This is a genomic window from Cognatishimia coralii (assembly GCF_037478305.1).
GTDB lineage: Bacteria > Pseudomonadota > Alphaproteobacteria > Rhodobacterales > Rhodobacteraceae > Cognatishimia > Cognatishimia coralii.
Map to the genome: position 1 here is coordinate 23523 of NZ_JBBGAZ010000012.1, position 25381 is coordinate 48903.

24 protein-coding genes are annotated in these 25381 nt (G+C 61.7%); 23 read left to right on the top strand and 1 reads right to left on the bottom strand.

What is annotated here, in order from left to right; genetic code table 11:
* Nucleotides 1-110: 110 nt before the first annotated feature.
* From WG622_RS16065 to WG622_RS16095, 7 genes are all read left to right on the top strand, one after another.
* The gene (locus tag WG622_RS16065; protein WP_274576808.1) at nt 111-482 is read left to right on the top strand and encodes a hypothetical protein; all 372 of its coding nucleotides are present in this window, start codon (nt 111-113) and stop codon (nt 480-482) included.
* Nucleotides 483-992, top strand: a complete 510-nt coding sequence (locus tag WG622_RS16070; protein ID WP_274576807.1) for a TRAP transporter small permease — start codon at nt 483-485, stop codon at nt 990-992.
* Complete coding sequence (locus WG622_RS16075; RefSeq protein WP_274576806.1) at nt 989-1198, top strand: hypothetical protein; 210 nt, start codon at nt 989-991, stop codon at nt 1196-1198. The genes WG622_RS16070 and WG622_RS16075 overlap by 4 nt, the downstream gene beginning before the upstream one ends.
* A complete protein-coding gene (locus WG622_RS16080) occupies nt 1186-2295 on the top strand; it encodes a TRAP transporter large permease (protein WP_274576804.1) in 1110 nt (369 codons plus the stop codon). The genes WG622_RS16075 and WG622_RS16080 overlap by 13 nt, the downstream gene beginning before the upstream one ends.
* A 193-nt stretch (nt 2296-2488) precedes the next feature.
* Nucleotides 2489-3481 (top strand): amidohydrolase, encoded by a 993-nt coding sequence (locus WG622_RS16085; RefSeq protein ID WP_274576843.1) that lies wholly within the window; start codon nt 2489-2491, stop codon nt 3479-3481.
* A 118-nt stretch (nt 3482-3599) separates the two neighbouring features.
* The gene (locus WG622_RS16090; RefSeq protein ID WP_274576803.1) at nt 3600-4400 is read left to right on the top strand and encodes an IclR family transcriptional regulator; all 801 of its coding nucleotides are present in this window, start codon (nt 3600-3602) and stop codon (nt 4398-4400) included.
* A gap of 113 nt (nt 4401-4513) precedes the next feature.
* Nucleotides 4514-5107, top strand: a complete 594-nt coding sequence (locus WG622_RS16095; RefSeq protein WP_274576802.1) for a TetR/AcrR family transcriptional regulator — start codon at nt 4514-4516, stop codon at nt 5105-5107.
* Here WG622_RS16095 and WG622_RS16100 read toward each other — a convergent pair.
* Nucleotides 5104-5898 (bottom strand): enoyl-CoA hydratase/isomerase family protein, encoded by a 795-nt coding sequence (locus WG622_RS16100; RefSeq protein WP_274576799.1) that lies wholly within the window; start codon nt 5896-5898, stop codon nt 5104-5106. The two genes, WG622_RS16095 and WG622_RS16100, sit on opposite strands and share 4 nt — an antisense overlap.
* 114 nt (nt 5899-6012) lie before the next feature.
* Between WG622_RS16100 and WG622_RS16105 the strand changes: the two genes are divergently transcribed.
* The 16 genes from WG622_RS16105 (at nt 6013) to WG622_RS16180 (ending at nt 25360) form a co-directional block, all read left to right on the top strand.
* The gene (locus WG622_RS16105) at nt 6013-6804 is read left to right on the top strand and encodes an enoyl-CoA hydratase/isomerase family protein (protein WP_274576798.1); all 792 of its coding nucleotides are present in this window, start codon (nt 6013-6015) and stop codon (nt 6802-6804) included.
* 12 nt (nt 6805-6816) lie between these two features.
* Entirely contained in the window at nt 6817-7635 is an 819-nt protein-coding gene (locus WG622_RS16110; RefSeq protein ID WP_274576797.1) for an SDR family oxidoreductase, read from the top strand.
* A 35-nt stretch (nt 7636-7670) separates the two neighbouring features.
* Complete coding sequence (locus WG622_RS16115; RefSeq protein WP_274576795.1) at nt 7671-9173, top strand: class I adenylate-forming enzyme family protein; 1503 nt, start codon at nt 7671-7673, stop codon at nt 9171-9173.
* A complete protein-coding gene (locus WG622_RS16120; RefSeq protein WP_274576793.1) occupies nt 9170-9952 on the top strand; it encodes an enoyl-CoA hydratase/isomerase family protein in 783 nt (260 codons plus the stop codon). Before WG622_RS16115 ends, WG622_RS16120 begins: the two co-directional genes overlap by 4 nt.
* A 3-nt stretch (nt 9953-9955) precedes the next feature.
* Entirely contained in the window at nt 9956-11122 is a 1167-nt protein-coding gene (locus tag WG622_RS16125; RefSeq protein ID WP_274576791.1) for an acyl-CoA dehydrogenase family protein, read from the top strand.
* Nucleotides 11123-11268: 146 nt separating this feature from the next.
* Complete coding sequence (locus WG622_RS16130) at nt 11269-12657, top strand: phenylacetate--CoA ligase family protein (protein WP_274576789.1); 1389 nt, start codon at nt 11269-11271, stop codon at nt 12655-12657.
* Complete coding sequence (locus WG622_RS16135) at nt 12654-14273, top strand: acyl-CoA carboxylase subunit beta (protein ID WP_274576787.1); 1620 nt, start codon at nt 12654-12656, stop codon at nt 14271-14273. Before WG622_RS16130 ends, WG622_RS16135 begins: the two co-directional genes overlap by 4 nt.
* 21 nt (nt 14274-14294) lie before the next feature.
* Nucleotides 14295-16301, top strand: coding sequence for an acetyl/propionyl/methylcrotonyl-CoA carboxylase subunit alpha (locus WG622_RS16140; RefSeq protein ID WP_303957489.1), 2007 nt, complete (start codon nt 14295-14297; stop codon nt 16299-16301).
* Nucleotides 16298-17272: a hydroxymethylglutaryl-CoA lyase gene (locus tag WG622_RS16145; RefSeq protein WP_274576785.1), complete on the top strand. Its 975-nt coding sequence runs from the start codon at nt 16298-16300 to the stop codon at nt 17270-17272. Before WG622_RS16140 ends, WG622_RS16145 begins: the two co-directional genes overlap by 4 nt.
* Entirely contained in the window at nt 17273-17833 is a 561-nt protein-coding gene (locus WG622_RS16150) for a biotin transporter BioY (protein WP_274576783.1), read from the top strand.
* Nucleotides 17830-18642, top strand: coding sequence for an enoyl-CoA hydratase-related protein (locus tag WG622_RS16155; RefSeq protein WP_274576781.1), 813 nt, complete (start codon nt 17830-17832; stop codon nt 18640-18642). The genes WG622_RS16150 and WG622_RS16155 overlap by 4 nt, the downstream gene beginning before the upstream one ends.
* Before the next feature lie 13 nt (nt 18643-18655).
* The gene (locus WG622_RS16160) at nt 18656-19852 is read left to right on the top strand and encodes an acyl-CoA dehydrogenase family protein (RefSeq protein ID WP_303957496.1); all 1197 of its coding nucleotides are present in this window, start codon (nt 18656-18658) and stop codon (nt 19850-19852) included.
* 34 nt (nt 19853-19886) lie between these two features.
* Complete coding sequence (locus tag WG622_RS16165; protein ID WP_339404507.1) at nt 19887-20924, top strand: acyl-CoA dehydrogenase family protein; 1038 nt, start codon at nt 19887-19889, stop codon at nt 20922-20924.
* A 34-nt stretch (nt 20925-20958) separates the two neighbouring features.
* On the top strand, nt 20959-22164 hold the full coding sequence (gene pcaF / locus WG622_RS16170) for a 3-oxoadipyl-CoA thiolase (protein ID WP_303957501.1): 1206 nt from the start codon (nt 20959-20961) through the stop codon (nt 22162-22164).
* Nucleotides 22164-24134, top strand: coding sequence for a 3-hydroxyacyl-CoA dehydrogenase NAD-binding domain-containing protein (locus tag WG622_RS16175; protein WP_303957504.1), 1971 nt, complete (start codon nt 22164-22166; stop codon nt 24132-24134). The genes pcaF and WG622_RS16175 overlap by 1 nt, the downstream gene beginning before the upstream one ends.
* Nucleotides 24134-25360: an acyl-CoA dehydrogenase gene (locus WG622_RS16180; protein ID WP_303957506.1), complete on the top strand. Its 1227-nt coding sequence runs from the start codon at nt 24134-24136 to the stop codon at nt 25358-25360. Before WG622_RS16175 ends, WG622_RS16180 begins: the two co-directional genes overlap by 1 nt.
* The last annotated feature ends 21 nt before the right edge of the window (nt 25361-25381 follow it).

The window sequence follows — 25381 nt, forward strand, 5'->3', positions numbered from 1 at the left end:
TGACGCGCGTCAGCTATCTGGAGAGCACGCGCGCCAAGGCGCCCATCATCCCAGAAAAACTGGGGACTATTGCTCCGGGAAACTGACCCTTTTTGCGCCGGGATTGACAGATGGCCGCAAGCCGCAACCCGCTGGCAACGGCGGAGTATTTTGAACATGTTTGGTGCGCATCCGTTCAGGCTGGTGCCGACGGCATTGTCCGGGTGGTTCTGGGAGATGTCCACCTGGGCCTGATGAGCCGGCCGACAGCAGCGGCTCGTTATGGAAAGGCCTGTATCGACGGGATTCCGGATGACGACGTGGCTTACCTCGGCTTCCGCATCCAGGTCGCTTCGATCCGAACCTTGCGAGAATGCCTGGATGACGCAGGCTTTCCCGTCGCAGGCAGCACCGCAGGCGCCGTTTGGCTGGCGCCGTCTCAGGCGCATGGCTGTCTGGTCGAATTTCAAGAAGACACCGGTTTCTCGGAAGGCGCGCGCTAGATGACCGGCATGTTCAAGTGGTTTGACCGGTTCGTCTCGGCGCTGATGGTTCTGGGCGAGATAATCGTGGCTGTGCTGTGCCTTCACATCGTGGTCCAGATCATTGCCAGCGCCGTGTTCGACAGCCCGCTCGAAGGCACCGACGCCATCGTGTCTTATTGGTACATGGTGCCGATCGTGTTCCTGCCGCTGGCCCACATCCAGCGCAATGACAAGCACATCAAGGCTGAGATATTCACGAACAAGCTCGGCCGCAAAAGCCGATTTCTTCTCGATCTCGTCATTCTTGCCGCTCTGGGCGTATTCTGCGCGCTTTTGACCTGGCAGACCATGCAAGAGGCTCTTCAGGCCACGAGGATGAACGAAGCGATCGAACTGGTTCACACCTCGCTTCCAGCCTGGCCCGGCCGCTGGTTCGTGCCGCTGGGATTTGGCGCGATGGGCTGTGCGGTTGTGCTGATGTTCATCAGGCGTGTGGTTGCCGGTGCAAAGGGCCGGGAAAAGCCATGATGGGGGTCGAACAAGGCTTTCTCGCCGTCGTTGCCCTGCTGATCCTGATCGCGCTCAGGTTCCCGATTGGCCTGTCGCTGGCGACGGTTGCATTCTCGGGAATAGCGCTATTTCTCGGATTTGGCCCGGCGCTGAGTTACGTCGGCCGGATTCCACGGGAATTTGCGACTCAGTACGAGTTTTCGGCAATACGATGTTCACCCTGATGGGGTCGGTGGCTTTCCAATCCGGAATGACCACGTCCATCTACAAGGCAGCGAGGCTTTGGCTTGGCCGGTTGCCGGGCGGCCTGGCCGTGGCGACCAATTTCGCCTGTGCCGGGTTCGGTGCGGCTTCGGGATCGACATTTGCGACGACGATCGCGATGGGCAAGATCGGCCTCCCAGTGATGCTGCGTTACAAGTATCATCCGGGCCTGGCCACGGCCTCTTGCGCCTGCGGCGGAACCCTGGCGGCGGTAATCCCGCCCAGCATTGCGTTGATCGTTTATGGAATTCTCGCTGAGGTCTCGGTTTCCAAACTGTTCGTCGCCGGCATCGTTCCGGGCATTGTGACGGCCTTCGCATATGGCGGTATGACCGTCGCCCGGTGCCGGCTGAACCCCGATCTGGCGCCGAAACTTGAGGATCGCCCGACATTGCGCGAGAAATTGGGTGCACTGGCGGAAATCTGGCAGTTGCCGGTACTCGTTCTGATCGTCATGGGCGGTATCTATGGCGGGCTGATGAGCCCGACTGAAGCCGGCGCTTTTGGGGCCTTCGTCGCAATCTTGATATCGGTCTTGCAGCGCCGGCTGTCCTTCGCACCGCTTCGGCGAAGCTTGAGAGATGCCATGGTGACGACGGCTTCGATCCTATTCGTCGCGATCGGCGCGCTGATGTTTTCGCGTTATCTGGCTTTGATCGGTTTGCCCGCTTTCATTTCATCGGCGGTCCTGCAACTGTCGCTCACGCCACTGACGGTGATCATCTGCGCCAGCGTGGTCTTCATTTTGCTCGGTATGTTTCTCGATCCGATGGGCATCATGCTCATTACAATTCCGATCTTTCTGCCGCTGTTCACGGAAATCGGCTATGACCTGATCTGGTTCGGAATAGTCGTCGTGAAGTTCATTGAAATCGGGCTTTTAACGCCTCCGGTCGGATTGAACGTTTTTGCGGTTTCGACCCTCGTTCGCGGTCAGATCGGTGTCGAAGTCGTCTTTCGCGGCGTGGCCTGGTTCCTGTTGGCCGAAACCGTCGTGATGATCCTGCTTTTCGCTTTTCCCGAGATTGTAACGTGGCTTCCCGGATTTATGAGATGACAAAAACCATACGTGGCCTGATTCCCGAAATTTCCGCGCGTCATTAGCATTGGCCCTTGCTGAGGCGAGATCTGCATGCGCATCCCGAGACGGCTTTCGAGGAGACGCGAACCTCCGAGGTCGTCGCCGATGCGCTAAGTGACATGGGACTTCAGGTGCATCGCGGGCTGGCGCGGACAGGGGTGTCGGAACGATCCAGTCTGGCTCCGGCGACCGGCGTATCGGGCTGCGCGCCGATATGGATGCGCTTGATATCCTTGAGGAAAACACATTTGCGTATCGATCGGTTTTCGAGGGGAAAATGCACGGATGCGGTCATGACGGCCACACGACAATGTTGCTGTCCGCAGCCGAGTATCTACAGAACTCCAAGGACTTCAATGGCACGGTCAACCTGATTTTCCAGCCCGCCGAGGAAAACGAAGGCGGCGGGCGCGAGATGGTTACCGACGGGTTATTCGACAAGTTTCCCTGGGATGCGGTCTTTGGAATGCACAACATCCCCGGCATTCCGGCAGGTCACTTCGGTGTCAAGGACGGGCCGATGATGGCGTCCTTCGACATTTTCGATGTTGAGGTGACAGGCAAGGGTACACATGCCGCATGGCCGCATACAGGCACCGATACGGTTCTCGCGGTCGCCTCCATGATCCAGTCGCTTCAGTCAGTCGTGAGCCGGAGTGTGGCTCCTCTGGATGCCGCGGTCGTCAGCGCGACAAAGCTCTTAGGTGGGAACGCGTGGAACACGCTGCCCGAGCGGGCGGGGTTCGGCGGCACCACGCGAACATTCCGGCCCGAAGTGCAGGATGCCGTTGAAGCGGGAATTCGCCGTGTCGTGGAGGGGCAGGCGAAGAACCACTGTGTAGAGGCAAGTGTGCGCTACGAGCGGCGCTACCCGCCTACGATCAATACCTTGCACGAGGCGCAGATTGCCGGCGATACGATCGAAGAGGCCTTCGGGGCAGGGCGGTTGAACCGAAATCCGGATCCGCTTATGGCAGCAGAAGATTTCGCGTTCATGCTACAGGAACGTCCCGGTTGCTACATCTGGCTGGGCAACGGCTCAGAAGGTGAGAAGGGCGGCGTGATGGCCCACAAACCGCTCTACGACTTCAACGACGACATCATCCCCTTCGGTGCGAACTACTGGGTTCACCTGACGGAAAAGATACTGCGGTCCGGATGATAGGGCGCTCAAGGATCGTGCGGACAAATCATCCCGGGCGCTACGGTCGGCGATACTGCTGGCAGATGCGCGCCGGGTGTTCTAGAAGACCGCCCATCGGACACAAGTGAAGAGCATCATGGCAGGGAAGGGAACGGGCAACGACTTTGATACCAGCGCGGTGGACGAGCGGAAAGGAATCAACTCCGTTGAGGTCGGGCTGAGAGTTCTGGAGGTGTTATCCAGTGCCGGACATTCTCTGCCGTTGAAGGATATCAGCCGGCTGAGCGGCCTGTCCGGCAGTCAGAGCCATCGGTATCTCACCAACCTGATCCGCGGCGGATTGGTTACCCAGGATGCTTCGACAGGGCATTACCGGCTTGGCAGCATGGCGCTTCGTGTCGGGCTGTCGGCGCTGCCTCAGATCGACGCGCTGAAAGTCGCTGAGGATGCGCTCGACCGGCTTGTCAGCCGGATCACGGAAACTTCCATGATGGCGATTTGGGGCGAAAGAAGCCCAGTCACCGTCAGGTGGCACCGGGGCAGTACGTTCATTTTTTTGCCGGTCGGTGTCGGTAGCACGTTTCCGCTTTTGAATTCCGCGACCGGACGGGTCTTCCTTGGCTATCTTCCCAGGGTGGTAACCAACTCGCTCCTAGAACAGGAATTGGAGGAAGCCGATCTGAACGAAGAAACGGTGAACATGGACGACGTGATCGCCAACGTGCGGGCGCAGGGATATTCCGCGCTGGAAGGCCATGTATTGCCCGGCTATTGTGCCACCTGTGCACCGGTGTTCGACTCGCAGGGAGAAATCGTTGCCGGGATCACAATCATGGGGATGGCCAACCACCCCAAGGAAATCAGACGCGCGTCGACGCAGACGTTGTTGGATATGACGCGGGACGCCTCACGGTCGCTTGGATGGTCGGAGAAATAGCCTTATCGGTCCTGTTTCGCTTTCATCGCGCGCAACCGAAGTTTGTGCATTGTGTTGTGAGTGGACTATTCGCAGGTCGTATATGAAGAGTTTTCCAGGAGAGGTTTATTAGGATGGTCAGAACCGCCGGCTCGGACGGGGTCAAGACGTTGCAGGCGATCCGCAAGGCGGGAGTGAAGCGGATCTACAAGCATGGTTTCGAGGCGATGAAGCTGCGGAGCCTTGCGGAGGATGTGGGGATCCAGGCGGGTTCACTTTACAATTACATCCGCAACAAGGAGGAATTTCTGTTTCTCCTGCTGAAGGAAGTTCTGGAAGAGCTTCTCGAAGGGCTTGAGCGGGAGCTTGCCGGTATCGACGATCCGAAAGAGGCGCTGATACGTTTTATCAACTTTCATTTGCGCTGGCATACGGCGCGTAAGGAAGAAGTGTTCATCGGGAACATGGAGCTGCGCAGCCTGTCGAAGCAGCATCTTCAGGAGATTATCAGGATGCGGACCGAGTACGAGTCGCGCCTGCGCCGGATACTGGAGCGCGGAAACGAGGCGGGGGAATGGTCGGTCGCGGATCCGCAGGTTATTTCCTATTCGATCATCGCGTCGCTGACGGGCGTGTGTAACTGGTACTCGCCGCGGGGTCGCCTGTCGCAGGACGAGATCATCGCGATCTATACCGATCACGTGTTGGGCGCGGTGGGGGCCCGCTAGACGTCCGCCAGGGTCACGCGCCATGCCGGGGGCCGCTTCCCGAGAAACGCCGATATCCCCTCCGCGGCGGCCTCGGACCGCCACGCCCTCGCGATTGCGTCGAGTGCAATCGACAGATGTTCCTCTTCGTCTGCCCGTTCTATGTCGTTGAATAGTTTCTTGCTGGCTGCCACCGCGACCGGAGAGCTCTGGAGGATTTCTCCAAGCATGCCGGAGACGGCGGCATCCAAGTCGCCCGGCTCGGTCACGCGATGCACAAGGCCAATCCGCAATGCTTCGTCCGTCCCGATCGCCGCTCCGGTCAGGCAGGTGGCGCGCGCGGTGCTCCCACCGAGCCGGCGCAGCACGAAGGGGGAGATGACGGCAGGCACGATTCCCAGACGCACTTCGCTCAGCCCGAAAAGCGCTTCGGTCGAAGCTATCGCGATATCCGCTGCGCAGACCATCCCGAAGCCGCCGCCGAAAGCCGGACCATTGACCCGTGCGATCACCGGATGAGGGAAGGATCCAATGGCCTGAAGAAGACGGTGGATCTTTTCCGCTCCAGACCGGCCAATGCCGTCGGGGTCATGCAGAATGCTGCGCATCCAGTTCAGATCTCCCCCCGCGCTGAAAGCGCGTCCTGCACCGGCCAGAACCAGCGCGCGGATCCGGGGATCGTCCCTGAACGCTTCCACCGCGGCAGTCATTTCCGTGACCGTATCGATGCTCCAGGCGTTTCGAACTTCGGGCCTGTTGATCGTCAGCGTAGCGACGCCGTGATCAGATACGTCCTTTAAAACATGGCTCATTTTTGACTCCTTAATTCGTCGCTCATTTATTTTACTAACGGTCATTCGTTTTTTTATTGCATGACCTCCACGCTCATGCAAGATTGTGAGTGCAACATTCTGCAGGAGGAGCTGATGACAACGCAATCCGACAAGATCGAACTGTCTATTGAAGGTTCCGTCGCAACCATCTGGCTGAACCGCCCGGACTCGGCGAACGTGATCGATCTTGAACTAGTGCAGGCGCTTCGATCCGCCTGCTTCGATCTGGAAGACCGCAAGGATATCCGCGTGGTTCTGCTGCGCGGGCGCGGAAAGCAGTTCTGCGGCGGCGGGGATATAGGCATGTTCCACGCCAACCTCGACGAGATGGGGCGCTTTATCAAGGATGTCATCGCGGACTTCCACGAGGCGGTGTTGTCGCTGCGTCGGCTGCCGATGCCCGTCGTCGCTGTGGTGCAGGGAGCGGTCGCGGGTGGCGGGCTTTCCATGGCCTTGGCATGCGATTTTGTCGTGGCTGCGAAAGGAACCAAATTCGCGACCGCCTATCGCAAGCTCGGGGCTTCCACCGATGGCGGCATGACCCACATCCTGACCCGGCTGGTGGGAACCCGTCTTGCGCTTGAGCTGCTGCTCGCCAGAGATGTGTTTCCTGCGGAAGAGGCGTTGGCGCTCGGCCTGATAAACCGGGTCGTGGAACCAGACAAGCTCGACTCTGAAGTTGATGAGCTGTGTGCGGTTCTTGCCGCAAATGCACCTGAGGCCACCGGGGTCACCAAGAACCTTGTCTATGCAGCGCCGACGGCCTCGTTTGACATACAATTGGGGCGCGAGATGGCGGGTTTTGCCCAGGTCGCGTATAGCGAGAATTTCAAGGAAGGCGTGCGCGCCTTCGCCGAACGGCGCAAGCCGGATTTTTCAAGCTGAGGGGATGCCAGAATGGGTAAACTGAAAGACAAGGTCGTTTTCATGACCGGCGGCAGCCGGGGTATCGGTCGCGCCATTGCGCTGCGGTTCGCGCAAGACGGTGCCAGGATCGCTTTGGCGGCGAAGACAAGCGACCCGCACCCAAAACTTGAGGGCACCATCCATTCCGTTGCCCGTGAAATCGAAGCGGCCGGGGGGCAGGCTCTGCCGCTTCAGGTGGATGTGCGTGACGAGGATGCGCTGCGCAATGCTGTCGAAGAGACCGTTGAGGAATTCGGCGGGCTTGACATTTTGGTCAACAATGCCAGCGCGATCAGTCCGACCGGCCTGCTTGGAACTCCGGCTAGCCGTTTCGATCTCTTGCAGACGATCAACCTTCGGGGTACTTATCTGTGCGGCCAGTTCGCGATGCCGCATCTGGTCAAGGCCGAGAACCCGCATATCCTCACATTGTCACCGCCGATCTCGACCCAGGGCACTTGGTACGGGCGTTATCTGGCATACGCGATCTCAAAGTACGGCATGACGATGTGTACTTTGGGTTTTGCGGAAGAATTCCGGGAGCAGGGTGTCGCGGCCAATTCGCTCTGGCCGCGAACGATGATCAGTACGGATGCGGTCAGGGTATATTACCCCGAGGACTACGCCACGGGCCGTAAGCCTGACATCATGGCCGATGCAGCCTATGCCATCGTGACGAAGGATAGCAGGAAATTCTCGGGCAACGCCGTGATCGATGAGGACTTTTTGCGTCAGGAGGGTGTAACGGATTTCACCCACTACGCCATGGATCCGTCCGCAGAGCTTGCTCTTGATATTCTGATCGACTGATCGACGGAACTCAAATCACGATAAGGACCACCGCCATGATCCCAATCGGCGAGTACCTCAGTCAGAACGCTCGGCGTCTTCCTGAAAAGGAAGCTCTTGTCAGTGGCGGACGGCGTTGGACGTATGCGGAACTTGATCGGGAAACATCCGCCATCGCCGCGACGCTTGTCGCGCAGGGGGTCCGTCCGGGTGACCGGATCGGAATTATCGGCGCGGCATCGGGCGACTGGGTCCGGCTTGCCTTCGGCATCACCAGATGTGGCGGGGTCATTGCCGCGCTGAACTACCGCGAGACACCTGATCGCGTGGCGCGGATGATGGCCGATGTTGGGGTAACGCGTCTCTTCGCGGACCCGTCAAGCGCCAAGGCGCTGGCAGCCGAACAACTGGAATGCCCCGTTTCCGACCTGACGCGCGATGCGGTGGATGGGATGGCGCAGGGCGATGAGCCGGGCGATATTGCCGTTTCCCCTGACGGCGGCGCGGTGATCCTGTTCACCGGCGGCACGACAGGCCTGTCCAAGGGCGTGCTTCTGAGCCATGCGAACCTGTTCTGGAATGTGATCAACCAGGTTCAGGGGACCCGGATGGACGAATCCGACCGGACCCTGATCGGAACCGCATTGCATCATTCGGCGGCATTCAACACTTGGCTTCTGCCGACGCTGTATCTCGGTGGCACGGCTATTGTACTTCCGGAATTCACGCCGGAAGGCTGGATCGAAGCGGTGGGGCGCGATGGGGTGACCAACGGCTTCACGCCGCCGACGATGATCCGGCAGATTCTTTCGCATCCGCTGGCGGCGCGAACCGATTGGTCGCAGTTCCGTCGCTGGTATTCCGGGGCCGGTGGCCTTTCGGCCGAGGACCGCGCGGCGATGGAGGCGCTCGTCCCCGGCGTCGGGATCTACTACGAATACGGGCTAACGGAAGCCGGGCCGATCGTTACCTGCTTGCGGCCTGAGGATTACGAACGGGCGGCACCCAATTCCATTGGCCGGGCCGTCCGGCATTGCGATATCCGCATCCTGCGCGAAGATCGCGGGACTGCCGGGACGGGCGAGGCTGGCGAGATTGCAGTGCGCGGGCCGATGGTGATGTCCGGCTATGTGAACCGGCCCGAGGAAACGGCCAAGACCTTTCACGACGATTGGCTGCTAACCGGCGACCTGGCGACCATGGACGAGAACGGGTTCATCACCTTTCTCGACCGGTCCAAGGACATGATCAAGACTGGGGGGCTCAATGTCTATTCCCAGGAGGTGGAACAGGTTCTGGCCGATCACCCGGCAATCCGCGAGGTTGCGGTGCTTGGCTTCAACGACGACACCTGGGGCGAGCGTGTGACCGCAGTCGTCGTCCTGCGTGACGGTGCGTCGGCATCGGAGCGCGAGCTTATCGATTTTGCGCGGTCAAGGCTGGGTGGATACCAGACGCCGAAGAGCGTGGTCTTTCTACCGTTTGACGCTCTGCCGCGGAACTATCTTGGCAAGATTCTGAAACGTGACCTGCGGATTCAGTTGGAGGCGGAAGAATGACCATCCGTCTGACATCTCCCCGGCCCGGCGTTGCGCTGATCACGATTGACCGTCCGGAAAAGCGCAACGCATTCGACGTAGAAACCGATAACCGGTTGCGGGCGATCTGGCCAGGTATCGAGCGCGACGCTGCCATCCGGTGCATCGTTCTCACTGGGGCGGGCGAGAAGGCGTTCTGTGCAGGTGCCGATATCCCGTCTTATCTGCCTGAACTTAGACGCCGGGCCGAGACCAACATGGATGACGGAACCTTTGGCGGCATGACCCGCCGGGTTCCGACCCGCAAACCGATCATTGCCGCGATCAACGGCGACGCGCTTGGCGGCGGGCTGGAGCTTGCCCTGGCTTCGGACATCCGCCTTGCTTCGGCGAAGGCGCGCTTCGGCCTTCCCGAAGTGTGTGTGGGCGTGATCGCCGGAGGCGGCGGAGTAACGCGGCTGCCGCGGCTCCTGCCTCCGTCACTCGCCGCGCAGATGCTGCTGGCCGGGGACATGATCGACGCCGAAACCGCGCTTGTCTCGGGGCTGGTGAGCCGCGTTTACCCGAACCCGGCCGAGCTTATCGAGGCGGCTCTGGATACTGCCGAGCGTATCGCCAGCAATGCCCCGCTGGCTGTAGAGCGGACCCTCTCTTTGATCCGACAGTCGCGTTCCCTTTCTCTTGCCGAGGCTCTTGAAGCAGAACGCGCGGCCTTCCGCGACATCCTGGCAACGGCGGATTCCGTCGAAGGGATCGCAGCCTTCGCCGAACGGCGCCCCGCCGATTTCAAAGGAGTCTGAACGATGACGGATTTCCATGACCTGGATGAAACGACACGGCAGATCCGAGAAATGGTCTCTGCCTTCGCACAGGATCGGGTGGCGCCACTGGCGGGTCAGCTAGACCGGGACGAGAGGTTCCCAAGGGCACTGTGGCCTGAAATGGGGGCACTTGGCCTGCATGGAATGACAGTTGCCGAAGAGGATGGTGGGGTCGGGCTCGGCTATCTTCAGCATGCCATCGCGGTAGAGGAAATGTCGCGCGCGTCGGGCAGTCTGGGAATATCCTATGTCGCCCATTCAAACCTCTGCATCAACCAGATCCGGAGGAACGCGTCTGCCGAACAGCGGGCTGCATATCTGCCGCGGCTCCTGTCCGGCGAGCATGTCGGCGCGCTTGCAATGAGCGAGGCCGGCGCGGGATCCGATGTCGTCGGCATGCAGATGCGGGCCGAGCGTAGAGGCGACCGGTATGTCCTGAACGGCAGCAAGATGTGGATCACCAACGGGCAGTTCGCAGATGTCGTGGTGGTCTATGCCAAGACCTCTCCAGAGGCAGGCAAGCGCGGGATTTCGACATTCATCGTGGAAACCGGCAACCCCGGTTTCTCTGTCTCGCCGCCGTTGAACAAGATGGGAATGCGCGGTTCGGGGACCAGTGAGCTTGTGTTCCAGGATTGCGAGGTGCCCGCCGCCAACTTGATGGGGCCTCTGGATGGCGGCGTCGGTGTCCTGATGAGCGGGTTGGACTATGAACGGATCATCGCGGCAGCGGCCTGCCTCGGGCTGATGCAGGCGGCGCTGGACGTTGCCATTCCCTATGTTTCCGAACGCCGGCAATTCGGCCGCGCGATCGGCGAGTTCCAATTGGTGCAGGGCAAGATCGCCGACATGATGACGGCCCGCAATGCGGCGCAGTCCTATGTCTATGCCGTCGCAACGGCCGCTGACCGGGGGCTGCCTCTGAGGAAGGAAGCGGCGAGTGCAATCCTCTTCGCATCAGAGAACGCGACGAAAGTCGCCCTCGACGCAATCCAGCTTCTCGGGGGCAATGGTTATGTCAATGACTACCCGGCCGAGCGGATCTTGCGGGATGCCAAGCTTTACGAAATCGGAGCGGGGACCAACGAGATTCGCCGGATGCTGATCGGCCGGGAAATGTTGTCTCATGTGAAATCCGCAATCAGCTGAGATCGCGCGGCTAATACGGTCGGGGGAAGTTTCGCCAAACGAATAATACGGTCGACCGGTTGAAAAAATGACGAGGCCCCTTGCGGGCTGCCGCAGGGTGATTGGGTGGAAACGTCGCTCGGCGGACCGAAGGAAGTGAGATCGAAATGAGATATAGACGACCAGATGTACTTTCCACCGGCGCTGCGCCGGTGTTCAATCCAGTCGAGCTGGCGGCGCCCGGGGCACTGCGCACCCTTCAGGAAGACCGGCTGCGCAAGCAGGTCGACTACCTCGTCCGCAACTCCGCCTTCTATCAGCGCCGCTTCGCCGAGGCAGGGTTGACGGCTGCGGATATCCCGACCATCGGGGATTTGCGGCGCATTCCGTTCACCACGAAACAGGACCTGCGCGACAGCCTGGCGCGTGTCCGGCCCCTGGGCGAGCATCTGGCCGCTCCGCTCGGCGAGGTGGTGCAGATCCAGGCGTCTTCGGGCACCACGGGCAGCCCTTCCTATGTCGGGCTGACCGAAAGCGACGTGCTGTCCTGGCAGGAGATGACGGCCCGCGCCCTGTTCGCCTGCGGCATGCGTCCGGGCGATCTGGTTCTGCACACCTTCGCGCTTGGCAAGGGCTTTGTGGGCGGCATCCCGATGTTCCAGGCGGTTCAGTATCTTGGTGCCAAGGACATCCCGATCGGGGCCGATGGCGGGGCTGACAGGCTGCTGATCGCGGCACGGGACCTGAGACCGCGCTGTGCGATCGGCACGCCGAACTTCCTTCTCTATCTTGCGGACATCGCCAAAGACGTTACCGGCGTCGCCGCGGCCGACCTGGGGGTCGAGCGGCTGATCGTCGGTGGCGAGCCGGGCGGCGGCATTCCCGCGATCCGGGAAGCGCTGGAAGCCGCCTGGGGCGCCACCTGTTGCGAGGTTTTGGGTGGTACCGATCTGGGATGCACCTATTGGGCGGAAAGCGACAGCCAGATCGGAATGCATATGGTCGGCCCGGATCACATTCTGGCCGAGCTCATCGATCCGGAAACCGAGGAGCTATTGCCGTACGAACAGGGCGTGGAGGGCGAGCTGGTCTATTCCGCGCTGACCCGCCAGGCCTCACCGGTCTTGCGATTCCGCAGCGGTGACCATGTCATCGTCACTTCCGCCTCCGGGGCCGACGGCCGCCCAGGGCCGACGATCCGCTGCGTGGGGCGTACGGACGATATGCTGATCGTCCGGGGTGTGAACCTGTTTCCGTCCTCGGTTCAGGAGATCATCGCGGCCATACCCGAAACAAACGGGACGATGCGCATCGTTGCGGATTTCGCTGGCCACAGCACCCAGGGCAACCTCAAGGTTCTTGTTGAGCGCGGTCCGGGGCGTGACGCAGCCGAGGACACGGCCCTGGCCGCCGCCGCAGAAGCGCGGATCAGAAATGCGCTGGCGGTGAAAGCCGACGTCACCATCGTTCCAACCGATTTCTTTTCCAAACCGGGTGCCCTCAAGGTCGCCCTGACCCTACGCGAGATGCCTGATCTGCCGGGAGAAGCCAGATGAACCAGAATGTCAAACCCGCTGCGACCGAGCTCTCCGATGCCGATGAGGCGCAACTGAATGCCGAAGCGTTTGAGCAGCTTCTGAAGGAGCTGCGCAGCCGCCGTGCCGCATCGCGCAGGGGTGGCTCGGACGCTGCGCGCCAAAAGCACCTCGACAGGGGCAAGATGCTGGTGCGCGAGCGCATTGATGCGCTGATTGATCCCGGATCGCCGTTTCTGGAACTGGCTGACCTCGCGGGCGCAGAGCTTTACGGCGACCGCGTTCCCCCCGGTGCGGGCATTGTAACAGGCGTCGGCATGATCGCGGGCCAAGCCTGCATGATCATTGCCAACGATGCGACGGTGAAGGGCGGTACATACTTCGGCATGACCTGTCGCAAGCACGTCCGGGCGCAGAAGTTCGCCTGGACGAACCGGCTGCCCTGCGTGACCCTTGTCGACTCCGGCGGAGCCTTTCTGCCCGATCAGGCGAATATCTTCCCCGACGAAGGTCTCTTCGGGTCGATATTCCACAATCAGGTTGGCATGTCGGCTGACGGTATTCCCCAGATCGCGGTTGTCCTTGGGGCCTGTACGGCAGGCGGTGCCTATATCCCGGCACTTTGCGACGAAATCGTCATCGTTCGCGGGCAGGGTTTCATGTATCTGGCCGGGCCGCAGCTGGTCCAGGCGGCGACAGGCGAAAAGGTGGACCCCGAAGCGCTCGGCGGTGCAGAAATGCACAGCCAGGTCAGCGGGGTCACCGACCATATGGCGGAGAACGACGCGCATGCGCTCGCCATCACCCGGGATATCGTCGCGGAACTACCGGCCCGGCCGGCCCCGATTAGACCGCGCACGTCGCCCGAGGCTCCGGCCCTGCCGCCGGGCGCTATGCACGGGCTGATCAACCGCGATCCGCGACGGCCGAATGACACCCGCGAAATCCTGCGTGGCATTCTCGATGGCGGCGATCTGCAAGAGTTCAAGGCGGGCTACGGCAAAACCCTGATCACCGGTTTTGCCCGGATCGGCGGCTACCAGGTTGGCGTCCTGGCTAATAACGGCGTTCTGTTCACGGAGTCCGCGAACAAGGCAACGCATTTCATCCAGATGTGCTGCCAGCGCAATATCCCGCTTGTCTTCTTCGCCGATGTCTCGGGCTTCATGGTTGGCCGCGAGGCCGAGGTGAACGGGATCGCCAAGGCCGGGGCCAAATTCATCACCGCGATGAGTTCCGCCACCGTTCCGAAATACACGGTCATCATCGGTGGCTCGTACGGAGCCGGCTATCTGGCGATGTGCGGTCGTGCTTTCCGTCCAAACGCGATGTTCATGTGGCCCAACGGCCGGGCGGCGATCATGGGCCCCGATCAGGCGGCGACGACGCTTGCTCTGGTCAAACGGCAGGGCTTCGAGAGCCAGGGCAGGGATTGGACGGCGGAGGAAGAAGAAGCCTTCAAGGCACCGATCCGCCAGGAATACGAAACCTTCGCCAGCGCCTTCAATTTCGCCCGCAACCTATGGGTGGATGGCGTGATCGAACCGGATGAGACCGCACCGGTTCTGTCCCTGCTTCTGGAAATCTCGGCCTCCGTTCCGGCTGGGCCGACTCGCTTTGGCGTATTCCGCACCTGACCGTGGGGAGAGGAGATCATCATGTTCAAGAAAGTTCTGATTGCCAACCGCGGCGAAATCGCCTGCCGAATCGCCCGCACCTGCCGCGAGATGGGCGTTGCCGTCGCCACCGTACATTCCACGGCCGACCGCGATGCACTGCATGTGCGCGAAGTGGGCGAGTCCGTCGAGATCGGATCCGCTCCGGCCGGCGACAGCTATCTGCGGATCGACCGCATTGTCGAGGCGGCCCTGGCGGTTGGCGCCGACGCCGTGCATCCCGGATACGGGTTTCTGGCCGAGAACCCAGAATTTGCCGATGCGGTCGTGGATGCAAGTCTGACCTTCATCGGACCGTCGGCAGAAATTTTGCGCCGTTTCGGGGATAAAGCGGCCGCCAAAGCCGAAGCCGTTGCGGCGGATGTGCCGGTTGTTGCCGGCACTGTCGAGCCGAGCGCTTCCGTCGACGACCTGATCGAATCCGTGGCCGGTATGCCATTGCCTCTCCTCCTGAAGGCTGCTGCCGGTGGCGGCGGGAAGGGGATGCGCGTCGTCGCATCCCCTGACTCGCTGCGTCAGAATATCGAGGCAGCTATCCGCGAAGGGCGGTCGGCTTTCGGAAACCCGAACCTGATCGTCGAGCAATATCTGCCGGAGGCCCGGCATATCGAGGTTCAGATCCTCGGTGACGGCAATGGCCGGGTAATTCACCTGTTCGACCGGGAATGCAGTCTTCAACGGCGGCACCAGAAGGTGATCGAGGAAGCGCCGGTGACAAGCCTGCCCGACGCGCTGCGGCAGGAGATTCTGGCACACGCCGTCCGTCTGGGCGAAAGGGTCGGATATCGCGGATTGGGAACGGTTGAGTTCATCGTCAAAGACGGCAAAGCCTATTTCCTCGAGGTCAATCCGAGGATCCAAGTCGAGCATCCGGTTACCGAAGAAATTTGTGGACAGGACCTCGTTGCCTTGCAGATACGCAGTGTTGCCGAGGGGCGCCTTCCGATCGAACAGGCCGATGTCATCGTAGGGGGGGTCGCGGTCGAAGCGCGGCTCTATGCTGAAGACCCCGATCAGGACTTTATTCCCTCGACGGGAAAGCTCGAGTCGCTCTCTCTGCCATCGGGGCTTCGCGTGGACCGGGGCATTGCGGCAGGCATGAGCGTCACACCCTATTACGATCCCATGATCGCCAAGCTGATTGCCGTCGGCCCGGACCGGCAGCAGGCCTATGCCCGGCTGTCTGCCGCACTCGAGGAAAGCGCGGCCCTGGGTGTACAAAGCAATCTGCCGCTCCTCAGGGCGCTCACCACCTCTCCGACGGTTTTGCGAAACGGGGTGCATACCGGATCGATTGCAGAGATCGTGTTGGATCTGGCGGCTGTACCGCAGGTGTCCACGGAAGAGGCCGCTCTGGCCGCCGCACTCTGGCTCAGGGCCCACCGGGCCTCCGCCCCGATGCTCTGGACGGGCTGGAACGGCGCCACTGGCTGGCGGCTGAACACCGGCACCTCCGAGGCGAACCATGCCCCTTCGATCCGTTGTGCAAGCGGCGCTATGGGTTTTGACATCCGGTTCGGCATGCTGGACCTGGATGACGCTCTGGTTGTCGCGGCGAACGAGGACACCTATGCAATCCGTCTGACCGAGATCGGTGAAGACCTTGTTCTTGCCGATCTCGACGGCCGGACACTGACCCTGATCCCGTCATGCGATGAGGGAAGAGCAGGCTTCATCCGGGGTGCGCGCGGCGTGTCACTGACTGTGACCCCCTACCTGTCAGGCAAACTTCTCTCCTCGGGCGGCACGGCGAGTGGTGAGGTTCTAGCGCCGATGATGGGACAAGTCATAGCAGTCGAGGTAGTCGAGGGGCAGGCGGTTGGTCTTGGAGACCGGCTTGGCGTCATGGAATCGATGAAGATGGAACTGGTTCTGCGTGCCCCCGTTGCCGGAACCATCGGCACCGTCGCTTGTGCCGCCGGCGAGTCGGTGGAAAGAGATCAGTGCCTGTTCGAAATCCTCGCAGACCAGGACGAGGCCGCAGCATGACCGATCTGCCCGCCCGCGTCACCCTGCACGAGGAAGGTCCAAGGGAAGGATTTCAGTTCGAGAAGACACTCTTCCCGCTGGCCGAGCGCGTGCGTTTTGTCGACATGCTCAGCGCAACCGGGCTGAGCCGGATTCAGGTCGCGTCCTTCGTATCGCCCAGGATGGTGCCGCAGATGGCGGATTCGGCCGAGCTGTTCGGCGCAATCGCAAAGCCATCCGGGGTGCGGCATACCTCGCTCTGGCTGAGCGAGAAGGGCTATCGCCAGGCGGCGGAAACGCCCGGTGTCGATCTGTCCGGCCTGATCCTGCTTTATGCATCGGACGCCTTCAGCCTTCGCAACAACGGATGCAGCGCGGACGAGATGCGACGGAGACAGGAGGACTGGATCGCCATGTACGACGCCGATGGCGTCGACATCGAGGCGATCTACATCATGACTGCCTTCGGCTGCAATCTTCAGGGAGACATCCCGTTCGCGGCGCTGGACGCCAATCTGGACTGGATCGCCAGCCGGTTCGCGGGCCGCGCGTTGCCGGTGATCTATCTGGCGGACACGGTCGGCTGGGCGGTTCCAACAAGCGTCACTACGCGTATTTCATATGTGCGCAACCGGTTTCCCGATGCGCGCATCGGCTTGCATCTGCACGACACCCGCGGCGCCGCGATGGCCAGTTTCCTGGTCGCGCTTCAACTGGGCGTAACTCAGTTCGATGGCTCTGTCGCCGGATTGGGCGGCTGTCCCTTCGCGGGGCATGGGCACGGGGCTGCTGCCGGCAACATCTGCACCGAGGATATGGTCTTCATGGCCCATGAGATGGGGATCGAAACCGGAGTCGATCTCGAAGCCCTGATCGAGGCGGCCCGAATGGCCGAAGCGCTGATCGGCCGCCCCCTGCCGGGCCGGGTCATGCATGGCGGATCGCTCGCGTCCTACCGCAACAGCACACCAACCATTGGAAAGAGAACTTAGATGGCGCAAAGTCAATCACGACACACAACAAGCCTGCATACCGTCGCAAAGTCGGCGATGGTCGCCATACCCGCCGTGGCGCTCATCATCCTGTCGGCCCGGATACAGGTGCCGATGTACCCGGCCCCGATGACGATGCAGCTTGCGGCCGTCCTTGGCGTGGCGGCGTTCCTTCCGATCCAAAGCGCCATCCTGCCGATCACACTGTATCTCGGCCTCGGCCTGGCGGGTGTGCCGGTCTTCGCCGGGGCCTCTGCGGGACCCGCCTATTTTGCCGGACCGACGGGAGGATACCTGTTCGGCTTCTTCCTGGCGTCGGCCCTCATCATCGCCTCGCGCCAGGTCACGGATCGGCTTGTGCTGCGAATGCTGGCCATTCCCCTGGCAGCCGTAATGGTTCTGGTCACCGGATGGGTGTGGTTGTCCGTGCTTATCGGCCCGGCCGAAGCGTTCAACGCCGGTGTCATGCCGTTCCTGGCAGGCGACGCCGTGAAATCCGTCCTGATCATGCTGTTGATCTATGCCGTCCACGCGCAACGCCTTGAAAGGACAAAGTCATGACGAGCTATGAAGATATCACCTACGAGATCCGCCCCGAAGGCGTGGCCCGGATCACGATCAACCGACCGGACCGCATGAATGCCTTTCGCGGGCAAACGGTGGACGAGTTGATCCACGCCTTCCAGCGCGCCGGTTGGGACAAGACGATTGGTGTGATCGTGCTGACCGGGGCCGGGAAAAAGGCATTCTGCACCGGTGGCGACCAGAGCAGCCATGATGGTCAGTATGATGGGCGGGGCACGATCGGGCTGCCGGTGGAAGAACTGCAAAGCCTGATCCGCGACGTTCCCAAGCCGGTCATCGCCCGGGTCGCCGGATACGCGATTGGCGGGGGAAACGTGCTGGCGACGCTCTGCGACCTGACGATCGCGGGCGAGAGCGCGCAGTTCGGCCAGGTCGGCCCCAAGGTTGGCTCGGTCGATCCCGGCTTCGGTACTGCTTACCTCGCACGCGTTGTCGGCGAGAAGAAAGCGCGAGAGATCTGGTATCTGTGCCGCCGGTACACCGCAGCCGAGGCCGCCGATATGGGGTTGGTCAACAAGGTCGTGCCGGACGACCGTCTCGACGACGAGGTCGATGCGTGGTGCGCCGAAATTCTTGAGCGGAGCCCGACGGCCATCGCCTTGGCCAAGGCCTCCTTTACCGCCGAGACCGAGAATATCAGGGGATTGTCCGGCATCGCCATGCAGGCGCTCGCCCTCTACTACGACACGGCGGAATCCAAGGAGGGCGTCGCGGCGTTTCTGGAAAAGCGGAAACCGGATTTCCGTAAGGGCCTTCGGGACGGCGAGAAACGGAAAACCTTGTGAATTGGAATGGGCAATGCAAAAAAGCCAGACTGATGGAAGCTTTCTTGACGCGAAAGATATCGCATTTCGGGATGAACTGAGAGCATTCTTTCAAGCCGAAATCCCCGCAGATATCCGCGGGAAAATCAGCGCGGGACAAGTGCTGGCCAAGGAAGAAATTGTGACCTCGCAGCGCATTCTTAACGCAAAGGGGTTGGCGGTGCCCGGCTGGCCGCTCGAATGGGGCGGCAAGGACTGGACACCAATCCAGCGCTATCTGTTCACGGAAGAGTTGCAGTTGAATGCGGTGCCGCTTCCGTTGCAATTCAACTGTCACATGGTGGGCCCGGTGATAGCGGCCTTTGGCAACAAGGCGCAGAAAGAAAGGTTCCTACCGCGCGCGGCAAACTGTGACGATTGGTGGTGTCAGGGCTTTTCCGAACCCAACGCCGGTTCAGACCTTGCCTCGTTGAAGACTCGTGCGGTGCGGGACGGCGACGATTATATCGTGAACGGACAGAAGACCTGGACGACATATGGTCAATATGCCGATTGGATCTTCTGCCTTGTCCGGACCGACCCCGACGCCAAGAAGCAGAGGGGCATTTCATTCCTGTTGATCGACATGACGACGCCGGGCGTGGAATTGCGCCCGATCGTGACGCTCGATGGGCGCCACGAGGTGAACGAGGTATTCTTCACTGATGTTCGCGTGCCCGTCGCGAACCTTGTCGGTGAACCGAACCGTGGCTGGGATTACGCGAAGTTCCTGCTGGCAAACGAACGTTTCGGCATCGCTCGAATCGGTCTTTCGAAAGAGCGTGTCGCGCGGATCCGAAGGCGGGCTAGAGACAATGGCGCTTGGGACGACCCGCTTTTCCGTGCCGAGGTGATCCGGCTGGAAATTGAGCTGAAGGCACTGGAAGTCACGCAGATGCAAATCCTCGAACGCGCCGGGCGAAGGGGCAATGAGCCGGATCCCGCCTCGTCAATCCTCAAGCTGCGCGGTTCACAGCTTCAACAAAGGGCCTCAGAACTTCTGATGGAGCTAGAGGGCCCGGAGGCACAGCGCGCGATAAGCGACGTCACGGATCCCTATGCAAAGGCCGAAGAGGATCTGGCCGCCGCTGCGGCACTTAACAACTACCTGAATTTCAGGAAAGTCTCGATCTACGGTGGATCCAGCGAAATTCAAAAAAACATCGTCGCAAAGACGATCTTAAACCTGTGAGGTCCACGTGGACGTAACGAATGACGAGCATCGGATGCTGCAGGATAGCCTAGACAGCATTCTATCCGAAATGACCGATCCCGCGGAAATCTGGCAACAGCTCGCCGGGCTTGGAATGCTTGGCCTGACTCTGCCGGAGCATGCAGGGGGCGCTGAGCTCGGGATGCCCGAACTGCTGCTCCTTTCCTACGCCATGGGGCGCGCTGGTTTGACCACACCGCACGTCGGTGCCGAAATCCTTGCCATGCCACTGCTGGCCCGATTCAGCGACCTTCCTTCCGTAGCGCCATTGTTGGGCAGACTCGTCGACGGATCACGTATCGTGACCCTTTCGCTGGAGGCGCGCGCGCCGGTCATGGCCGACCGAAATAGCGAAAGCGGTTTCCGCATGAACGGCGAGGTGACCCTCGTGCCAGCCGGCGCCAGTGCTGACCTAATCGTGCTGATGGCGACCCTGGACTGCGCTCCGGCGCTGTTCCTGTTGGACCTCGGCACTCCCGGTGTTCTTCGCATCCCGTATCTGCCGGTCACCCCCGGCGGCGGTGCGGATATTAGGCTGACGGATGTGACCCTGCCAGAGGGGGCACTGTTGGCACATGGAGACGAAGCGGCGGCGCTGATCGCCGAAGCCCAGGCCCGAGGGCAACTTGCCACCTGTGGCGAAATGCTTGGCGGGATGGAAGTCCTACTCGAATTGACCGTCGACTACCTGCGCACCCGCCATCAGTTCGGCCAGCCGCTGGCTGCGTTTCAAGTCCTGCAGCATGCGGCAGTCGACATGTATGTTGAACTGGAGACCGCGCGCGCGATGCTGGACTACGGCCGCCGCATGTTCGGCGCCGACCCGATGCGGCGATCTCTGGCGCTGGACGCGGTCAAGCTAAAAATGAATGAAGCGGCAAAGGTGATCGGTGAGAGCGCCGTGCAGCTTCACGGCGGCATTGGCATGACCGAGGAAAGCTTGACGGGCCGCCAGTTCGCCAGACTGACCGCCGGACGGCTGGCGTTTGGCGACAGCCGCAGTTGCATGAACAGGCTACTGACCGGTGACGAGAGCATCGCGCTCAGTTGACCCGAACCATCACATCCTGGCGAAAGGCCAAACGATGATCGACGTGTTCCTCTGCGATTACATCCGCACTCCTTTCGGCCGCTATGCCGGTTCGCTGTCTCCTGTTCGGGCCGATGACCTGGCGGCCATCCCGATCCGCGAGCTGATGCTGAGGAACCCGGACGCCGACTGGGCCGCTGTGGATGACGTTTATTACGGCTGCGTCAACCAGGCGGGTGAGGACAACAGGAATGTCGCACGCATGGCGGCGCTGCTGGCCGGCTTGCCGGTCGAGGTGCCCGGCGCGACGATCAACCGTCTTTGCGGCTCGGGCATGAATGCCGTGATGTCTGCGGTCCGCGCCATCGCCGCCGGCGAGGCCGAACTGATGATCGCTGGCGGGGTCGAAAGCATGTCACGCGCGCCCTTCGTCATGCCCAAGGCCGGGGCGGCGTTTACACGCCGGGCCGAGATATACGACACAACCATCGGTTCACGTTTCGAGAATCCGGCCTTCGCGAATATCTACGGATACGAAGCAATGCCTGTGACTGCAGAGAATGTTGCAGCGGATTTCGGCGTCTCGCGCGCCGACCAGGATGCCTTCGCGCTCCGTAGCCAGACGCGCGCAGCCGCCGCGCAGACCACGGGCCGTCTCTCACGCGAGATCGTGGGCGTGGCAGTGCCACAGCGAAGGGGCGGCCCTGTCACCGTCGACCAAGACGAGCATATCCGGCCCGATACGACGCTGGACTCCCTCGCGAAGTTGCGCGCTCCCTTCGTCGAGAATGGCACTGTCACTGCCGGCAATGCTTCTGGGGTGAACGATGGCGCTGCAGCAATGATCCTAGCGAGCGAAAGCGCCGTCCGGAAACACGGCCTCATACCGCGCGCCCGTTACCTTGGCGGGGCGGTCGCGGGGGTGCCCCCGCGTATCATGGGCATGGGTCCGGTGCCAGCGACACAGAAGCTCTGCGCACGGATTGGTCTGTCGCCGACGGAATTCGAAGTTATCGAACTGAACGAGGCCTTCGCAGCCCAGGGACTGGCCGTCCTGCGCGAGCTTGGCCTACCTGACGACGCGGAGCACATAAACCCGAATGGTGGCGCAATTGCCCTAGGCCACCCACTTGGAGCGTCCGGTGCCCGCATAACCGGGACGGCGGTCCTGGAGTTGCAGGAACGCGGCGGAAAACGGGCGCTCGCCACGATGTGCATCGGGGTGGGGCAGGGCATAGCAATCGCTGTGGAGGCTGTTTGATGAGCGACTCGATGGTCCGTCTGGACATTCAGAATGGTATTGCGATCCTGACCCTGAGTAACCCGCCGGTCAACGCGCTCTCGCATGCGCTGCGCACTGCCTTCTCCGTACGGCTGGTAGAAGTTGCCCGTAACACGGCTGTAGAGGGGCTGGTTATCGCCTGTGCCGGACGGACCTTCGTAGACGGCGCCGAAATAAGCGAGCTTGGCCAGGTGAATACCCCGATGCTCCGCGAGATTATCAGTCGGCTCGAATCGATGGGCAAGCCAAGCGTTGCGGCGCTGCATGGCACCGCGCTCGGCGGCGGTCTTGAGCTGGCCCTTGGCTGCACGTTCCGCGTCGCCAACCAAGACGCCAAAATCGGCCTGCCCGAAGTCAAGCTGGGGCTGCTGCCGGGCGCGGGCGGAACCGTCCGGACTACCTATCTCGCCGGCGCCAAGGCGTCCCTCGAGTTGGCCGGAAGCGGCGAGATGATGCGGGCGGACGCAGCTGGAAAACTGGGTCTGATCGACGCCGTATTCGCCGGTGATCTGATCGCCAACGCGGTCCGCTTCCTGCAAAGGAAGATCAGTGAGAATGATATTCCCGCCCCGGTCAGCCAGCGCGCCGGGGACATGCCTTCGGCCGATCCCGCAGCGCTGGAAAAGCTGGCCGCCGAGCTTTGCCAAAAGGCGCGCTCCAGCGCGCCGATGCTGACGGGGCAGGCGGTCAAGGCCGCCCTCGAACTGGATTTCGCGAGGGCCATGCAGGAAGAGCGTAGGCTGTTCGACGAGGCGGTCGCCAGTCCGCGTTCCGAAGCACTACGGCACCTCTTCTTCGCAGAACGTGCCGCCGCCAAACTGCCCGAGGATGTCGCCGAAGCCGGCACCCGCTCGGTTCAGGCCGTCGGCGTGATCGGCGCGGGCACGATGGGCAGCGGCATAGCGATGGCCTTCGCCAATAGCGGCTACGACGTGATCATTCGCGAAATGAACGCCGAGGCTCTTCAGCGCGGGCTTGAACGGGTGGCCACGACCTACGCCCGTTCTGTCTCGCGCGGGTCGTTGACCCGGAACGAGGCCGACCGTCGCATCGCGCGGATCGAGGGCACCGACGAAGCCGCGGACCTTGCCAAATGCGACCTAATCGTCGAAGCCGCCTTCGAGGATATGGAGGTCAAGAAATCGATCTTCGCCGAGCTCGACAGAATTGCCCGGCCCGGCGCGATCCTGGCGACGAACACATCATATCTGAACGTTGACGCGATTGCGGCGGCCACCTCGCGCCCCGGCGATGTGCTGGGCCTGCACTTCTTCTCTCCGGCCAACGTCATGAAGCTGGTCGAGGTCGTGCGCGGCGCCGAAACCGCGCCCAACGTGCTGGCAACTGCTTTGGGTGTGAGCCGTAAACTGCGCAAGCAGCCGGTTGTTGTCGGTGTGTGCCACGGCTTTGTTGGCAACCGGATGCTGGCCGCCCGCAACGCGCAGCTGTCGCAACTGCTTCTGGAAGGAGCAACACCCGCGCAGGTCGACGGCGCATTCCGGGCGCTCGGCTGGCCGATGGGCCCCTGCCAGATGCAGGACCTAGCCGGGCTCGACATCAGCTGGCGCAATCGCAAGGCGCTCGGCACGCCCGACGCATTGCCGGACAGGCTGTGCGAACTAGGACGCTTTGGCCAAAAGGCTGGCAAGGGTTGGTACCTTTATGACGGCAACCGTGAACGGAAACCGGACCCCGAGGTGCAGGTAATCATCGATACGATGGCCGCCGAGCGCGGCATCACGCGCAAACTACTCAGTGAAAATGAAATCATCGACCGAACCCACGGGCCGATGATCACCGAGGGCCGCAGGATCCTAGAGGAAGGCATCGCGGTCCGCAGTTCGGATATCGATGTGATCTGGGTGCATGGCTACGGCTTTCCCCGTGATCTGGGCGGACCGATGTTCTGGGATGACAAGGGCCGTCTGCGGACAAAAGGAGAAATCTGATGGTATTAAAACTGGAAAAATCGCTGAAATCCAAGGACGCGCCCGATCTGTCGCGGTTCGACTGGGAAGATCCGCTGCGGCTGGAGGGTCAGCTGTCGGAGGAAGAACGGATGCTGCGCGACGCGGCGCGGGATTTTGCGCAGGCGGAACTGCAGCCGCGGGTGACCGCGGCCTACCGCGAGGAGATGGCGGCCCCGGAGCTTTTCCCGCTGATGGGCGCGGCCGGCCTGCTGGGCGCGACGCTGCCCGAGGACTACGGCGGGCTGGGTGCCTCTTACGTCACCTACGGGCTGATCGCGCGCGAGATCGAGCGGGTCGACAGTGGCTACCGCTCGATGATGTCGGTGCAAAGCTCGCTGGTGATCTATCCGATCTACGCCTACGGCAGCGAGGCGCAGCGCCGGAAATACCTGCGCGGCCTCTGCGACGGCTCGCTGATCGGCTGTTTCGGCCTGACCGAGCCCGACGCCGGATCGGACCCCGGCGGCATGAAGACGAGGGCCGAGAAGACCGAGGCGGGCTACCGGCTGACCGGAAGCAAGATGTGGATCTCCAACAGCCCCTTCGCCGATGTCTTCGTTGTCTGGGCAAAATCCGAGGCGCATGGCGGCAAGATCCGCGGCTTCGTGCTGGAAAAGGGCATGGCGGGCCTTTCGGCACCGAAGATCGGCGGCAAGCTTTCCCTACGCGCTTCGACCACCGGAGAGATCGTGATGGACGGCGTCGAGGTGGGCGAAGATGCTCTTCTGCCCAATATCGAGGGTCTGAAGGGGCCCTTCGGCTGCCTCAACCGTGCGCGTTACGGCATCGCCTGGGGCGTGATGGGTGCAGCCGAAGAGTGCTGGCACCGCACAAGGCAATACGGTCTGGACCGCAGGCAGTTTGGCCGGCCCCTGGCACAGACGCAGCTGTTCCAGAAGAAGTTGGCTGAAATGATGACTGAGATCACGCTGGGCCTGCAGGCGGCGCTGCAGGTCGGGCGTCTGATGGACGGCGCGCAGGCGGCGCCCGAGATGATCAGCCTGATCAAGCGCAACAATTGCGGGAAGGCGCTGGAGATCGCGCGGATGGCCCGCGACATGCACGGCGGTAACGGTATATCCGAGGAATTCCAGGTGATGCGTCACATGGTGAACCTAGAGACCGTTAATACCTACGAAGGCACCCATGACGTACACACCTTGATCCTAGGCCGTGCACAGACAGGGCTGCAGGCGTTTTTCTGAGCTTCAAGATCCGAGGAGAGA

Coding starts and splice junctions, on each gene's coding strand:
- WG622_RS16150 (WP_274576783.1), top strand. CDS start 17,273: ATGGCGCAAAGTCAATCACGACACACAACAAGCCTGCATACCGTCGCA.
- WG622_RS16130 (WP_274576789.1), top strand. CDS start 11,269: ATGAGATATAGACGACCAGATGTACTTTCCACCGGCGCTGCGCCGGTG.
- WG622_RS16075 (WP_274576806.1), top strand. CDS start 989: ATGATGGGGGTCGAACAAGGCTTTCTCGCCGTCGTTGCCCTGCTGATC.
- WG622_RS16090 (WP_274576803.1), top strand. CDS start 3,600: ATGGCAGGGAAGGGAACGGGCAACGACTTTGATACCAGCGCGGTGGAC.
- WG622_RS16140 (WP_303957489.1), top strand. CDS start 14,295: ATGTTCAAGAAAGTTCTGATTGCCAACCGCGGCGAAATCGCCTGCCGA.
- WG622_RS16065 (WP_274576808.1), top strand. CDS start 111: ATGGCCGCAAGCCGCAACCCGCTGGCAACGGCGGAGTATTTTGAACAT.
- WG622_RS16100 (WP_274576799.1), bottom strand. CDS start 5,898: ATGAGCCATGTTTTAAAGGACGTATCTGATCACGGCGTCGCTACGCTG.
- WG622_RS16165 (WP_339404507.1), top strand. CDS start 19,887: ATGCTGCAGGATAGCCTAGACAGCATTCTATCCGAAATGACCGATCCC.
- WG622_RS16110 (WP_274576797.1), top strand. CDS start 6,817: ATGGGTAAACTGAAAGACAAGGTCGTTTTCATGACCGGCGGCAGCCGG.
- WG622_RS16180 (WP_303957506.1), top strand. CDS start 24,134: ATGGTATTAAAACTGGAAAAATCGCTGAAATCCAAGGACGCGCCCGAT.
- WG622_RS16160 (WP_303957496.1), top strand. CDS start 18,656: ATGCAAAAAAGCCAGACTGATGGAAGCTTTCTTGACGCGAAAGATATC.
- WG622_RS16155 (WP_274576781.1), top strand. CDS start 17,830: ATGACGAGCTATGAAGATATCACCTACGAGATCCGCCCCGAAGGCGTG.
- WG622_RS16125 (WP_274576791.1), top strand. CDS start 9,956: ATGACGGATTTCCATGACCTGGATGAAACGACACGGCAGATCCGAGAA.
- WG622_RS16080 (WP_274576804.1), top strand. CDS start 1,186: ATGTTCACCCTGATGGGGTCGGTGGCTTTCCAATCCGGAATGACCACG.
- WG622_RS16095 (WP_274576802.1), top strand. CDS start 4,514: ATGGTCAGAACCGCCGGCTCGGACGGGGTCAAGACGTTGCAGGCGATC.
- WG622_RS16070 (WP_274576807.1), top strand. CDS start 483: ATGACCGGCATGTTCAAGTGGTTTGACCGGTTCGTCTCGGCGCTGATG.
- WG622_RS16145 (WP_274576785.1), top strand. CDS start 16,298: ATGACCGATCTGCCCGCCCGCGTCACCCTGCACGAGGAAGGTCCAAGG.
- pcaF (WP_303957501.1), top strand. CDS start 20,959: ATGATCGACGTGTTCCTCTGCGATTACATCCGCACTCCTTTCGGCCGC.
- WG622_RS16175 (WP_303957504.1), top strand. CDS start 22,164: ATGAGCGACTCGATGGTCCGTCTGGACATTCAGAATGGTATTGCGATC.
- WG622_RS16120 (WP_274576793.1), top strand. CDS start 9,170: ATGACCATCCGTCTGACATCTCCCCGGCCCGGCGTTGCGCTGATCACG.
- WG622_RS16135 (WP_274576787.1), top strand. CDS start 12,654: ATGAACCAGAATGTCAAACCCGCTGCGACCGAGCTCTCCGATGCCGAT.
- WG622_RS16105 (WP_274576798.1), top strand. CDS start 6,013: ATGACAACGCAATCCGACAAGATCGAACTGTCTATTGAAGGTTCCGTC.
- WG622_RS16115 (WP_274576795.1), top strand. CDS start 7,671: ATGATCCCAATCGGCGAGTACCTCAGTCAGAACGCTCGGCGTCTTCCT.